Genomic DNA, 13,461 nt, shown 5'->3' with positions numbered 1-13,461 from the left:
CCGGAGACCATCCAATGACCGCCGCCCCCATCCCCACCGGCCAGGGAACCCACCTCGAGCTGCTCCCAGCCGTCGACATCGCCGGCGGGAACGCCGTACAGCTCGTCCAGGGGGTCGCCGGCTCCGAGAAGCGGTTCGGCGACCCCGTCGAGGCCGCCCTGCGCTGGCAGGACGCCGGGGCGGAGTGGATCCACCTCGTCGACCTCGACGCCGCCTTCGGCCGGGGCCACAACCGTGAGCTCCTCGCCAGGATCGTCGGCACCCTGGACATCGACGTGGAGATGAGCGGCGGGATCCGCGACGACGACTCCCTCGAGGCCGCCATGACCGCGGGCTGCCGCCGCGTGAACATCGGCACCGCTGCGCTGGAGTCGCCCGACTGGTGCGCGCGCGTCATCGAGAAGTACGGCGACCGGATCGCGATCGGGCTCGACGTGCGCGGGGAGACGCTCGCTGCCCGGGGCTGGACCCGTGAGGGCGGCAACCTCTACGAGGTGCTCGAGCGCCTCGACGAGCAGGGCTGTGCGCGCTACGTGGTCACCGACGTGAACAAGGACGGGATGCTCCAGGGCCCGAACCTCGAGCTGCTGCGCAGCGTGTGTGCCCGCACCGACCGTCCCGTGGTCGCCTCCGGTGGCATCACCGAGCTGGCCGACCTCGAGGCCCTGATGGCCCTGGTCACGCCGGCGGACCAGCCCGGCGGCGTGGAGGGAGCGATCATCGGCACCGCGCTCTACGAGGGCCGGTTCACCCTGACCGAGGCGCTCGACCTCACCCGGGGCACGACGGGGTCCGGACAGGCATGAGCCTCGCCGTACGCGTGATCCCGTGCCTGGACGTCGACGGCGGACGGGTGGTCAAGGGGATCAACTTCCAGAACCTCCGCGATGCCGGCGACCCGGTCGAGCTCGCCAAGGTGTACGACGCCGAGGGGGCCGACGAGCTCACGTTCCTCGACATCTCGGCCTCCCACGAAGGTCGCGCGACCACGATGGAGATCGTCTCGCGCACGGCCGAGCAGGTGTTCATCCCGCTGACCGTCGGCGGAGGAGTCGGGTCGGTCGAGGACGTCGACCGACTGCTGCGAGCAGGTGCGGACAAGATCGCCGTGAACACCGCGGCGATCCGGCGACCCGAGCTGGTCGCCGAGATCGCCGACCGGTTCGGCAACCAGGTTCTGGTGCTCTCGGTGGACGCGCGACGGGTCCCCACGGGGTCGCCGGACGGCACCGACTCGGGGTTCGAGGTGACCACCCACGGCGGGCGGAAGTCGGCCGGTCTCGACGCGATCGAGTGGGCTGCCCGGGCGGCCGAGCTGGGCGCGGGCGAGATCCTGCTCAACTCGATGGACGCCGACGGCACCCGCGACGGCTTCGACCTCGAGCTGCTCCGCCTGATCCGCAGGGAGGTGTCGATCCCCGTGATCGCGAGCGGGGGAGCGGGTTCCCTCGAGCACTTCCCCCCGGCGGTGGACGCGGGCGCGGACGCCGTGCTGGCGGCGACGGTGTTCCACTTCGGCACCCTGCGGATCGCCGAGGTGAAGCAGACCCTGGAACGGGCCGGGCACCCGGTCCGCTGACCCGACGCAGGGGCCGTTCAGCGGTCGGTCTTGGCCCAGCAGATGCTGCGCCGGTTCCCGGCCTTCCACTCCGCCTCGTGGAACCGGGTGTAGCCGAAGTCGTACTCGACCGGGTAGTTCATCCAGGCGCCGACCGAGTCGGAGCAGAAGTCGCGTGAGCGCACCTCGGCCAGCCGGTCGCCGGGGTAGGGGTCCTGGGGCTGACCCAGCTTGATCGTGGTGACCGCGCGCCAGTTGTGCTTCTCGCTGCAGCTGACCTTCTTCGAGCCCGCCAGCGTGTCTCCGAGCGCGCAGCGGAGCCACTGCTCGGGGGGCTTCGCGCGGAACAGTCCCTTGGCCGTGGTGGGCAGGGCGGCGTACTTCTCGGCGTCGGCCGGGCCGCCGACCAGGTCGCAGCGGTACCAGCGGGCGCCCTTGTCCCAGCCGCGTTCGGAGGGCCGGAACCAGGCCCAGCTCAGCTGGATCCTCATCGCGAGGCTCTCGTCGACGCCGAGGAAGCGCTCGAAGGCACGCTCACACGTGGGGTAGATCCAGGTGCCGTGCCCCGGCGCGTCGTACGCCTTGCCGGTCGACTCCGGCAGCGTGCCGACGGCGAAGGTCTGGGAGGTGTGCGGCTCGGTGCACGGGACCTCCTCCGAGGTGTTGCTCGGCTTCTCGGTGTCGGCGGGGGTGAGCACGTAGCAGGCCCCGAGCTTCGGGGTCGTGGTCCGGTCCGCGACCGTCTGGGGCCGCAACGGTGCCGAGCAGGCGGCGAGCGAGCCCGCGAGGAGCAGCGCCAGCAGTCCGGCGGCGACGCGGGTCCACGCGGTACGGCCAGGCACGTGCGGTTCCTCCAGGCTTCCGGGTCCTCGGCCAGCACGTGACGAGAGTCACTGGGCGAGCAGTGCCGCGATGGTACCGCCCAGCTCGTACGCCGAGGCGGTGTCCGCGCCGGTCGTCTCACCCATCACCTCGAGCACGTCGTACCCGCGCCGCCAGCCCAGTGCCCCGGTGATCGAGAGCACCGAGCGCACCGCGCCCGTGGTGTCGTAGCGGCCGTGCACGTAGAGCCCGAACGGCCGCCCGGCCGTCGTCCCGGCCGACTCCTGACCGCTGCCGTCCTCGGAGAGGGCGCCACCGATCTGCAGGAAGGTCGAGTCGAAGACGTGCTTGAGCGCGCCGGACATGTAGCCGAAGTTCGCGGTCGTGCCGAGCAGGTAGCCGTCGGCCTCGAGGAGGTCCCGGGCACCCGCGGCGCCGCGGGCGAAGTCCAGCGCCTCGGTGACCACCACCTCCACGCCCTCGATCGCGTCGTCGTGGGCGCCGGCGACCACGGCCTCGGTGAGCGAGCGCAGTGACGCGGTGGGGGAGTGGTGGACGATCAGCAGGCGGCTCATGGGCCCGAGTCTCCCAAGTGCCGGGCCGGCAGCGGGGGCGCGGGTCCGCTGCTAGGGTGGACAGGTCATGACGCGCCTTCCAGCACTCCTCAGCCCACTCGGCGGCCTTCTTCGGTGCCGCCGCGAGGTCACCCCGCACATCTAGCGGAGCCGGACCCCTCGCGGCGGAGTGTGTGTGTCCCCGGCGCCCGTCACTTCAGCAAGCGAGAAGACTCATGACCCTGCAGAAATCCGGATTCGTCAACACCCAGCGTGCCAGTGGCATGCCCGTCGAGCGCTACCGGCCGTTCCCCCCGATCGACCTGCCCGACCGGACCTGGCCCTCGGCCCAGATCACCCAGGCACCCCGGTGGCTCTCCACCGACCTGCGCGACGGCAACCAGGCCCTGATCGACCCGATGTCCCCTGAGCGCAAGCACAAGATGTTCGACCTCCTGGTCAAGATGGGCTACAAGGAGATCGAGGTCGGCTTCCCCTCGGCCAGCGAGACCGACTTCGCCTTCGTGCGCCAGCTGATCGAGCGCGACAAGGTCCCCGAGGACGTCACCATCTCGGTGCTGACCCAGGCCCGCGAGGACCTGATCGAGCGCACCACCGAGTCCCTGGTGGGTGTGCACCACGCCAACATCCACCTCTACAACGCCCTGGCGCCGATGTTCCGGCGCGTGGTCTTCCGCGCCAGCACCGACGAGGTCAAGGACATCGCGGTGCGCGGCACCGAGCTGTTCATGAAGTACGCCGAGCAGAACCTGTCCAAGACCGTGATCGGCTACGAGTACTCCCCGGAGATCTTCACCAGCACCGAGCTGCCGTTCTCCCTCGAGGTGTGCGAGGCCGTCTCCGACGTGTGGCAGCCCGAGGACGGTCGCGAGATCATCCTGAACCTGCCGGCCACGATCGAGGTCGCGACCCCGAACGTCTACGCCGACCAGATCGAGTGGTTCTCCCGGCAGCTGACCCGCCGCGAGCACACGACGATCAGCCTGCACCCGCACAACGACCGCGGTACCGCGGTCGCGGCGACCGAGCTGGCCATGATGGCGGGCGCGGACCGCGTCGAGGGCTGCCTGTTCGGCCACGGCGAGCGCACCGGCAACGTGTGCCTGGTGACCCTGGGGATGAACCTGTTCAGCCAGGGCATCGAGCCCCAGATCGACTTCTCCGACATCGACGAGATCCGTCGCACGGTGGAGTACTGCACCCAGCTGCCGGTCCACCCGCGCCACCCCTACGCGGGCGACCTCGTCTACACCGCCTTCTCCGGCTCCCACCAGGACGCCATCAAGAAGGGCCTCGAGGCGCTGGAGAAGGAGGCCGAGGAGGCCGGCCACCCCGTGGGCGAGCACCCCTGGGAGGCGCCGTACCTGCCGATCGACCCCAAGGACGTCGGCCGCAGCTACGAGGCCGTGATCCGGGTGAACAGCCAGTCGGGCAAGGGCGGTGTCGCCTACGTGATGAAGTCCGAGCACAAGCTCGACCTGCCGCGACGCCTGCAGATCGAGTTCAGCCGCGTCGTGCAGGAGCAGACGGACGGCGAGGGCGGCGAGATGACCTCGGCCGCGATCTGGGACGCGTTCCGCAGCGAGTACCTCGACCGGGAGACGCCCCTGAAGCTGAACTCGGTGCACACCTCCTCGGCCGCGGGTGAGAAGGACCAGCTCGACGTCAACGTCTACGTCGACGGCCAGATCCGGGAGCTGCACGGGTCGGGCAACGGGCCGATCGCGGCGTTCGTGGACGCGATCAACGGGCTGCCCGACAACTTCGACGTGCGGGTGCTCGACTACGCCGAGCACGCGCTGTCCTCGGGGGGCGACGCCCTCGCGGCGGCGTACGTCGAGTGCGCCGTCGGCGACCAGCTGCTCTGGGGTGTCGGGGTGGACGCGAACATCGTCACCGCCTCGCTGAAGGCCGTGATCTCCGCGGTCAACCGCGCCTGAGGAGACGTTCGCGTAACACCCTTGCTGCAGATGTAGTAGGAGTACTACATTTATTCGATGGTTGTGATGCGCGACACGCAGGCTCCGGCGGTGTCGGTGCGTGGCCTGCAGATGCGCTACGGGCAGACCGACGTGCTGACGGGCGTGGACTTCGAGGTCCACGCCGGTGAGGTGGTCTGCCTGCTCGGTCCCAACGGTGCCGGGAAGACCACCACCATCGAGATCCTCGAGGGGTTCCGGATCCGCTCCGCGGGCGAGGTCCTGGTGCTCGGTGAGGACCCGGCGACCGCCGGGGAGTCGTGGCGGGCCCGCACGGGAGTGGTGCTGCAGTCCTGGCGCGACCATCCCCGCTGGACCCCACGTCGGCTGCTGACTCAGCTCGGCGGGTACTACGCGCCGTTCTCGACACCGGAGCAGCAGCGGCCGTGGGGGATCGAGGAGCTGCTCGACCTCGTCGGGCTGACCGAGATCGCCGACCGCAAGATCGGTGCGCTCTCCGGCGGGCAGCGTCGCAGGCTGGATGTCGCGATGGGCATCATCGGTCGTCCGGAGCTGCTCTTCCTCGACGAGCCCACGGCCGGCTTCGACCCCCAGGCCCGACGCGACTTCCATCACCTGGTGCACCGCCTCACCGACCTCGAGAGCACCACCGTCCTGCTGACCACGCACGATCTCGACGAGGCCGAGAAGCTGGCCGACCGTGTGGTGATCCTCGCGGGTGGACGCATCGTCGCCGACGACAGTGCCGAGGGACTCGCGCTCAGGGTGGCCGGAGAGGCCGAGATCAAGTGGACCACGCACGGCGAGCGCTTCGTCCACTCGGCCGTGGACCCCACGCGCTTCGTCCGTGAGCTGTTCGCCCAGTACGGCGACGACATCAAGGACCTCGAGGTGCGCCGGGCCAGCCTCGAGGACGCCTACCTGGCGCTGGTCCAGCAGCACGAGTCCGGCAGCGCCGAGACGGCCGTGGACGCCTTCGTGGAGGTGACCCGATGAACCGATCGAGCACCTTCACCTCACGCAAGACCCACGCGGTGAAGCTGGGCCTGCGCCGGGGGCTGATGGAGTTCGTGCAGAGCATCCGCAGCACCCAGGACCAGTGGTTCTACCTGTTCACCGCGAGCCTCACCGTCGGCTACCTCTGGCTGCGTCGCAACGCCGAGACCGGCGCGCCCGGAGTGGAGTTCGCGTCCGTGGCGCTGCCCAGCCTGCTCGGGGCGCTGATCGCGTTCGGTGTCGTCATCGGGCCGGCGTACACGCTGGCGATGGAGAAGGAGGATGGCACCCTGCTCCGGCACCGTGCCATCCCCGACGGGCTCGTGGGCTACTTCAGCGGCCAGATGCTCTTCCAGAGCATCAACCTGGTGCCCCAGCTGGTGGTGATCCTGGTGCCGAGCTTCCTGCTGTTCGACGGCCTGATGGCGCACCCCAGCGGCTGGTTCACGGTGGTCTGGGTGATCGTGCTGGGCCTGCTGGCCGCGCTGCCGATCGGGATGGTGATCGGTGCCCTGGTGCCGGGCGTGCAGAAGGTGGGCATGTGGGGGATGCTGCCGATCATGGCGCTCGCCGGGATCTCGGGGATCTTCTACCCGGTGCAGCAGCTCTGGGGCTGGGTGCAGGTCGTGGCGCAGGTCTTCCCGATGTACTGGATGGGTCTCGGCATGCGCTCGGCGTTCCTCCCGGACGGGGCGGCTGCCTACGAGATCGGCGAGTCCTGGCGGACGCTGGAGACCGTGCTCGTCCTCGGCGCCTGGGCCGTGGTCGGGGCTGTGGTCACGCCGATCGTGCTGCGCAGGATGGCCCGAAAGCAGACCGGCTCGCAGGTCGAGGCAGCACACGCCGCCACCGTGCAATGGGTCAAGTGACGCCTCCGAACGAGGGGGTCCACAACCGGATCGCCCTGCTGCGCAGCGAGCAGGGTGTGAGCCGGCGCGACCTGGCCGACGCACTCGGGGTGCACTACCAGACCGTGGGATACCTGGAGCGGGGCGAGTACAACCCGTCGTTGCACCTCGCCCTGCGCATCGCGGAGTTCTTCGGGGTGCCGGTCGAGGTGATCTTCTCGACCCGGCCGTTCCCGCGGCTCAGTGACCGCCGGGACACGGCCTGAGGTTCAGGCCGTGGGGGTCGCGGCGCCGGTTGACCGCACCAGGGGCAGTGTCACCGTGAACGTGGTGCCGCTGCCCGCCTCGGACTGCACGTCGATGCGGCCCTCGTGGTTCTCCACGATCGTCTTCACGATCGCGAGACCGAGGCCGGAGCCCTGGATCGCCCGCTCCTGGGCGTCCGCGGAGCGGTAGAACCGGCCGAAGACGTGCTCGAGGTCCGCGGCCGGGATGCCGAGGCCGGTGTCGGTGACGGTCAGCACGGCGACGCGTGCGCGGAGGTTCTCGTGGGCCTCGACGGTGATCTTGCCGCCGTCGGGGGTGAACTTCACCGCGTTGGTGAGCAGGTTGGTCAGCGCGCGCTCGAGGTGGCTGGAGTCGCCGCGGACGAGCACCTGCTCCTCGGGGAGCACGAAGCTCACGTCCAGCCTGCGGGTGGCGAGCACGGTCGAGACGGCGCTCGCGCTCTCGTGGACCACGTCGCGCAGGTCCACGTCCCCGGTCTGGTCGGGCGGCGCGCTCTGGTCGAAGGTGGCGAGCAGCAGCAGGTCGTCGGCCAGGGAGAGCAGCCGGTCCCCGTTGCGGGTGATCACCTCGACCATCCTGAGCTGGTCGGGGCTGAGCTCGCCGACCATCCCGTCGGCGAGCATCTCGGCGCTGCCGATGATGCTGCTCATCGGGGTGCGCAGCTCGTGGCTGACCGTGGTCACGAAGTCGTCCTTGACGTTGTCGAGGTCCTTGAGCCGGGTGACCACGTCCCGCTCGCGTTGCAGCGCCCGGACCAGGATGTCCTGGCTGCGGCGGGTGTCGGTGATGTCGCTGGCCACGAACAGGTAGCCGAAGAGGTCGCCGAACGTGTCGGTGACCGGGTTCGTCGTCATCGAGACCCGCAGCGGAGCCCGCCCGGCCGGCAGCCACGTCCAGTCGCGGGTCTCGGGGGCGAGGTCGCCTGCGGAGTGGCCCACGATGGCCTGGAAGGTGCTGGTGCCGTCCTCCCGCGAGGAGTAGGGGGCCAGATCCTCCGGAGAGAGGAACTCGACGAGCTCCCGTCCGTTCGCCGAGTCCGCGTCGATGCCGAGCATCTGCTCGGCGCCGGTGTTGAACAGGGTGATCCGGCCCTTGAGGTCGGTGCCGACGAAGGCGATGGTCCGCGCCGAGCGGAGCAGGTGGTTCACCATGCCCGCGTTCTGCCTGGCGTCGGTCACGTCGGTCGCGGAGATCACGATCGTCACCGGTGCGTCGGCGCTGGCGCGGTGCGTGGCGCTGGAGAAGATCACCGCCATCCGGCGGCCGTCCTTGGTGCGCAGCTGTGCCTCGCCCGTCATCGGCAGGCGCTGCCGGGCGAACAGGGCCACGGCACCGTCGCGCTGCTGGCCTGACATCAGCAGCTCCCACATCGGGAGACCGATGAGCTCCTCCTCGGTGTAGCCGGTGAGCCGGCAGGTGGCCGGGTTCGCCGCGATCACCGAGCCGTCGATGCGCGTCAGCAGGATCATGCTGCTGGCGGTGTCGATGACCGCGCGGGTGTAGTTGCGCTCCGCCTCGAGCCGTTCGGCCATCTCGTGCGGGGCGGTGACGTCGACGAGGTTGAGGGAGAACAGGGAGCCGCCCTCGCGCTGCTCGATCAGGGACAAGGTGGCGTCCAGGCGGGTGCGCGGCGACCCCACCACCCCGATCGGGCCCGACCAGCCGGCCGCCTCTCCGTCGACGATCCGGCGAGCCGCGGTGTCGAGCTCGGGAGCGGTGAGCAGGTCGGTCAGCCGGGTGCCGGCGATGTCCGCCGAGGACAGCCCGAGGAGGCCGCTGGTGGCCTCGTTGCACTCGCGGAAGAACAGGTCGTCGCCCTCCCGGCGGATGATCGCCACCGGGACCCGGGACTCGGTGAAGTTGCGCCGGAAGGTGCGCTCGCTCGCCAGCACCTGGGTCATCGCCTCGTCGCGCTGCCGCATCGCCTGGACCAGGGGCAGCCCGACCAGGACGAGGCAGATCAGGTACAGCTGCGCGTGCTGGGTGCTGTTGCTGGCGTTGGCGCTGTTCTCCGGTGAGAAGGGTCCCCACCCGAACGTGGTGAACAGGGTCACGACCGTGGCGTAGGAGACCTGCTCGATCACCACCACGCGCGGGGAGAACCGCACCGCGGCCCACACGATCACCGGCAGCGGCGCGAAGCCCAGGGTCAGCTGGGCGTCGCTGAAGGTGATCAGCGTGGCCGTGACCAGGAGCAGCACCTGCGCCGCGAGCTCGACGTACGACGTGGACCCCCGCGGCCGTGAACCGCCGCGCCCGAGCAGCGCCAGGGGGGCGATGAGCATCAACGACGCGGCGTGCGAGGGCAGGATCAGGCTCGCAGTCGGCCAGAACGGCTGGTCGAGGAAGGCCGTCAGGACCGCCGCGATGCCCACGGCGGCGACGAGCCCGCCGGTGCCGGCGATCAGGAACAGCTTCCACACGTCCAGCACGTCGCGCATCTGGCGACCGACGTGGGCGAGCAGCAGCAGCACCACCACCACGGTCTCGGCGAGGTCCACCACCCCGATCAGCGTCGCGACCAGCAGGGACCGGCCCAGGGTGAGGTTGGCCAGGGTGTAGGCCAGGAACAGCCCGGTGAGGACGACCGGCCACTGCCGCCGAGGGGCCAGCATCATCGCGACGACGCCGATCCCGGCGGCGGGCCACCAGGCCGCAGTGCTGTCGGAGCGCTCCGCGAGTGCGAGGGCGCTGATGCCGGCGAGGTAGGCAGCGACCACCAGGCACCCGACCAGCAGGCCCCCTGAGGTCAGCCATCCTCTCCGCACCGCCCGATTGTCCCGCATGGCGAGACGTTTTGATGGGTTTTGCGAACCCTCGTTGCGTGCGGTCGTACGCCGTGTGGCACACGCGTGCCAAAGTGGCGCCATGACCTTGGTTTCGGAGCGGATCGGGCAGTTCTTCCACGACGGTCACCGGCTCGAGTACACCGAGTACGGCAGCGGCGAGCGCTGGGTCGTCCTGGTGCACGGCCAGCTGATGCCGAGGCGGATGCACCAGCCGCTCGCCCGCCACCTGGCGGCGCAGGGGGCGCACGTGCTGACCGTCGACCTGCTCGGCCACGGGCGCTCGGACCGCCCCGAGGACCCGCTGGAGTACTCCATGACCGCATTCGGGGAGCAGATCATCGCGCTCCTCGACGACCGCGGGATCGAGAGCGCCGTCATCGGCGGCACGTCGCTGGGCGCGAACTCCTCCCTCGAGGCAGCGGTGCTCGCCCCCGAGCGCGTGCGCGGGCTGCTGCTGGAGATGCCGGTGCTCGACAACGCCCTCGAGGCCGGCATGCTCACCTTCGCGCCGCTGCTGTTCCTCTCGCGCTTCATGCCGGCGACCGTGGCCGGCGTACGCCTGGTCACCCGGGCCGTGCCCCGCGGCGTCGTACCCTTCTGGACCGGGATCGTGCTGGACACCCTCGACCAGCGGCCCGCACCGATGGCCGCGGCCATCCACGGGATCTTCTTCGGCCGGATCGCGCCCTCCTCACGGATGCGCAGGAGCATCGAGACCCCGGCCCTCGTGGTGGGGCACCGACGCGACCCGGTGCACCCGGCGGCCGACGCCGCGATGCTGGCCGAGGAGCTCCCCGACTCCACCTTCGTCGAGGCGCACAACATCCTGGAGTGGCGGCTGCGGCCCCAGCGGCTGAACCAGATCGCCGCCGGGTTCGTGGAGCGGTGCTTCGACGAGCAGGCCAGCGCCCGCAGGCTCCGCGGCTGAGCCCTCTGCCGGCCCTGGACGGGCAGTGCCGGGGCCTTGTGCGAGCCGGGCGGCGGGTCGTTCTCGGTTGTCCGCGCGGCAGGGGACAATGGCCCCATGCCCCTGTACAGCGACGAAGCCATCGTGCTGCGCACGCACAAGCTCGCAGAGGCCGACCGGATCATCACGCTGCTCACCCGCGAGCACGGCGTCGTCCGTGCGGTCGCCAAGGGAGTACGCCGGACCTCCTCCCGGTTCGGGTCGCGGCTCGAGCCGTTCACCCATGTCGACCTGCAGCTCGCCGTGGGCCGCAACCTCGACACGATCACCCAGGCCGAGACGCGGTCGCCGTACGGCAACGCCATCTCGGCCGACTACGACCGCTACACCGCCGCGAGCGTGATGGTCGAGACCGCCGAGCGCCTCGTCTCGGAGGAGCGCCAGCCCTCGGTGCAGCAGTACCTCCTGCTCGTCGGGGCGCTGCGGGCGATGACGGCCGGCGAGCACCGCTCCGGTGACGTGCTCGACTCCTTCCTGCTGAGGTCGCTCTCGGTGGCCGGCTACGCGCCGTCGTTCGCGGGCTGCGCCAACTGCGGGCTCGAGGGGCCGCACCGCGCGTTCAGCCCCGCGGCCGGCGGCACCCTGTGCCCGGACTGCCGGGTGCCCGGCTCTGCCAGCCCGGCGCCGGAGACCCTGCTGCTGCTCGGCGCGCTCCTGGCCGGCGACTGGGCGGTCGTCGACGGGGCCCAGCAGCGCAACCGTCGCGAGGCCCGCGGGCTGGTGTCGGCGTTCGTGGCCTGGCACCTCGAACGTGGCCTGCGCTCGATGCCCTACGTCAGCGAGGGATGAGCCGTGCGCAGGTCCCCGCGGCGCTCCGTGCGCCCACCGACACCCCACCCCTCCGGTGCCACCGCGCCCGCGATCCCGCTGGACCAGGTCCCCGGCCACGTGGCGATCATCATGGACGGCAACGGCCGGTGGGCCAAGCAGCGTGGGCTGCCGCGCACGGCCGGCCACGAGCAGGGGGAGTCCTCGCTGTTCGACGTGGTCGAGGGGGCGATCGAGATCGGCGTGAAGGCCATCTCCGCCTACGCGTTCTCGACCGAGAACTGGTCGAGGTCGGCCGATGAGGTGAAGTTCCTGATGGGCTTCAACCGCGACGTGATCCGCCGCCGGCGCGACGAGATGCACGAGCTCGGCGTACGCGTGCGTTGGGCCGGTCGCCGCCCGCGGCTGTGGCGCTCGGTGATCAAGGAGCTCCAGGTCGCCGAGGACCTCACCCGGGACAACGACGTGCTCACCTTGACGATGTGCGTCAACTACGGCGGTCGCGCCGAGCTCGCCGACGCGGCCGCGGCGATGGGCCGTGACGTGGCGTCCGGGCGGCTGAACCCCGAGCGGATCGACGAGCGCACCTTCGCCAAGTACCTCTACGTCCCCGAGCTGCCCGACGCCGACATGGTCTGGCGGACCTCCGGCGAGCAGCGCCTGTCCAACTTCATGCTGTGGCAGGCGGCGTACTCCGAGATGGTCTTCAGCGACGTCCTCTGGCCCGACATCGACCGCCGCCACCTCTGGTCCGCCATCGAGACCTACGCCACCCGCAACCGCCGCTACGGCACCGCCTGACCCCCGCCCTCGCCCTCCCGCCGAGACGTCCCATCTGAAACCCGAAACCCCGCCGAGACGTCGCATCTGAAAGCCGGCTGGGGTGGCCTGTGGACAACAGGAACCAGCCTCCGCCGTTTCGGTCGAGGCTCAGGTCATGATGAGACCGTTCCTCGCACCAGGTGCCGTGCTTCTCGACGAGCGCTTCCCGCTGCCGCTAGAGCGACCGTTCACCGCTGCGGACGCGCGCAGCGCGGGGATCTGCTCATCCGAGCTGAGCGTGCTGTGCGCGGAGGGGTATCTGCGACGACTGGTCAAGGGCGTGTACGTCGCCATGCAGGTGCCCGACTCCCTCGAGCTGCGTGCGGCGGCGCTGCGGCTGGTGGTCCCGCCCGATGCCGTGGTGACCGACCGGACCGCCGGCTGGCTGCTCGGCGCACCCATGGTGCTCGCGCCCGGCGACCACCTGGCCGTCCCGGCCGTGTCGATCTTCGTGAACCGCACGGGTGCTCGCCTGCGCAACGACCTCAGCGCGAGCGGCCAGAGAACCCTCCGGCCCGAGGACATCGTGGAAATTCTCGGCCTGCAGGTGACGACGCCGCTGCGCACGGCCTGCGACCTCGGTCGGCTCCTGCCGCGAGATCGGGCGTTCGCGGCGCTGGACGCGATGCTGCGCCTCGGCGCATTCACCCGGGAGGAGCTGTGCGAGGCGGTGGAGGTGTTCCGCGGGATGCGCGGCGTGCGTCAGCTGCGTGGGTTCGCCCCGCTGGCCGACGGACGTGCGGAGTCGCCCGGTGAGTCGATTCTCCGGCTCCGTTGGCTCGACCTCCTCATCCTGCCGCGGCCCGACCTACAGATCGAGATCACTCGCCCGGGCCGGTTCTCCTACTGGCTGGACCTCGGGGTCGAGCAGCTCCGCTTCGCTGCCGAGTACGACGGGGAGGAGTGGCATCGACGTACACCGGAGCAGCGCGAGCGTGATCTCAAGCGACGTACCTGGCTGCGCGAGGAACGAGGCTGGATCATCGAGCCGGTGACCAAGGAGAACGTCTTCGGAAACGACCGCGACATCGAGAGCATCCTGCTCGACGGCGTACGGCGGGCGCGGCGTCGGCTGTGAAGGCCAACGC

13 protein-coding genes are annotated in these 13,461 nt (G+C 70.6%); 10 read left to right on the top strand and 3 right to left on the bottom strand.

All coding sequences use genetic code 11. The features are described from left to right. Window positions 1-14 precede the first annotated feature (14 nt). Window positions 15-806, top strand: a complete 792-nt coding sequence (gene priA, locus AC4BGB_RS05990; protein WP_490545647.1) for a bifunctional 1-(5-phosphoribosyl)-5-((5-phosphoribosylamino)methylideneamino)imidazole-4-carboxamide isomerase/phosphoribosylanthranilate isomerase PriA — start codon at window positions 15-17, stop codon at window positions 804-806. Continuing rightward, the gene (gene hisF / locus AC4BGB_RS05985; RefSeq protein ID WP_490545645.1) at window positions 803-1,579 is read left to right on the top strand and encodes an imidazole glycerol phosphate synthase subunit HisF; all 777 of its coding nucleotides are present in this window, start codon (window positions 803-805) and stop codon (window positions 1,577-1,579) included. Before priA ends, hisF begins: the two co-directional genes overlap by 4 nt. A 17-nt stretch (window positions 1,580-1,596) precedes the next feature. Here the strand turns inward: hisF and AC4BGB_RS05980 are convergent, their stop codons facing one another. Together AC4BGB_RS05980 and AC4BGB_RS05975 are read right to left on the bottom strand one after the other, a co-directional pair. Next, window positions 1,597-2,400 carry a septum formation family protein gene (locus AC4BGB_RS05980; protein ID WP_490545643.1) on the bottom strand — a complete coding sequence of 268 codons (804 nt, stop codon included), beginning with the start codon at window positions 2,398-2,400 and terminating at the stop codon, window positions 1,597-1,599. Window positions 2,401-2,448: 48 nt separating this feature from the next. Beyond that, entirely contained in the window at window positions 2,449-2,955 is a 507-nt protein-coding gene (locus tag AC4BGB_RS05975; RefSeq protein WP_490545641.1) for a flavodoxin family protein, read from the bottom strand. Between the two features lie 215 nt (window positions 2,956-3,170). Between AC4BGB_RS05975 and leuA the strand changes: the two genes are divergently transcribed. The 4 genes from leuA (at window position 3,171) to AC4BGB_RS05955 (ending at window position 7,005) form a co-directional block, all read left to right on the top strand. Continuing rightward, on the top strand, window positions 3,171-4,895 hold the full coding sequence (gene leuA / locus AC4BGB_RS05970) for a 2-isopropylmalate synthase (RefSeq protein WP_490545639.1): 1,725 nt from the start codon (window positions 3,171-3,173) through the stop codon (window positions 4,893-4,895). A 66-nt stretch (window positions 4,896-4,961) separates the two neighbouring features. Continuing rightward, the gene (locus tag AC4BGB_RS05965) at window positions 4,962-5,891 is read left to right on the top strand and encodes an ABC transporter ATP-binding protein (RefSeq protein WP_490545637.1); all 930 of its coding nucleotides are present in this window, start codon (window positions 4,962-4,964) and stop codon (window positions 5,889-5,891) included. Continuing rightward, window positions 5,888-6,760: an ABC transporter permease gene (locus AC4BGB_RS05960; protein WP_490545635.1), complete on the top strand. Its 873-nt coding sequence runs from the start codon at window positions 5,888-5,890 to the stop codon at window positions 6,758-6,760. The genes AC4BGB_RS05965 and AC4BGB_RS05960 overlap by 4 nt, the downstream gene beginning before the upstream one ends. Beyond that, window positions 6,757-7,005, top strand: coding sequence for a helix-turn-helix transcriptional regulator (locus AC4BGB_RS05955; RefSeq protein ID WP_490545633.1), 249 nt, complete (start codon window positions 6,757-6,759; stop codon window positions 7,003-7,005). The genes AC4BGB_RS05960 and AC4BGB_RS05955 overlap by 4 nt, the downstream gene beginning before the upstream one ends. A gap of 3 nt (window positions 7,006-7,008) precedes the next feature. Here the strand turns inward: AC4BGB_RS05955 and AC4BGB_RS05950 are convergent, their stop codons facing one another. Continuing rightward, window positions 7,009-9,813: an ATP-binding protein gene (locus AC4BGB_RS05950; RefSeq protein WP_490545631.1), complete on the bottom strand. Its 2,805-nt coding sequence runs from the start codon at window positions 9,811-9,813 to the stop codon at window positions 7,009-7,011. 82 nt (window positions 9,814-9,895) lie between these two features. Between AC4BGB_RS05950 and AC4BGB_RS05945 the strand changes: the two genes are divergently transcribed. From AC4BGB_RS05945 to AC4BGB_RS05930, 4 genes are all read left to right on the top strand, one after another. Further along, on the top strand, window positions 9,896-10,744 hold the full coding sequence (locus AC4BGB_RS05945) for an alpha/beta fold hydrolase (RefSeq protein WP_490545629.1): 849 nt from the start codon (window positions 9,896-9,898) through the stop codon (window positions 10,742-10,744). A gap of 96 nt (window positions 10,745-10,840) precedes the next feature. Beyond that, window positions 10,841-11,572 carry a DNA repair protein RecO gene (gene recO, locus AC4BGB_RS05940; RefSeq protein WP_490545627.1) on the top strand — a complete coding sequence of 244 codons (732 nt, stop codon included), beginning with the start codon at window positions 10,841-10,843 and terminating at the stop codon, window positions 11,570-11,572. A gap of 3 nt (window positions 11,573-11,575) precedes the next feature. Further along, a complete protein-coding gene (locus tag AC4BGB_RS05935) occupies window positions 11,576-12,352 on the top strand; it encodes an isoprenyl transferase (RefSeq protein WP_490545625.1) in 777 nt (258 codons plus the stop codon). Between the two features lie 136 nt (window positions 12,353-12,488). After that, window positions 12,489-13,451 (top strand): type IV toxin-antitoxin system AbiEi family antitoxin, encoded by a 963-nt coding sequence (locus AC4BGB_RS05930; protein ID WP_490545624.1) that lies wholly within the window; start codon window positions 12,489-12,491, stop codon window positions 13,449-13,451. Window positions 13,452-13,461: the final 10 nt, after the last annotated feature.

Source organism: Nocardioides sp. Z30_9 (assembly GCF_058215735.1).
Note: the sequence above shows the minus strand (reverse complement) of the source record. Positions and strands in the feature narration are given on the sequence as shown.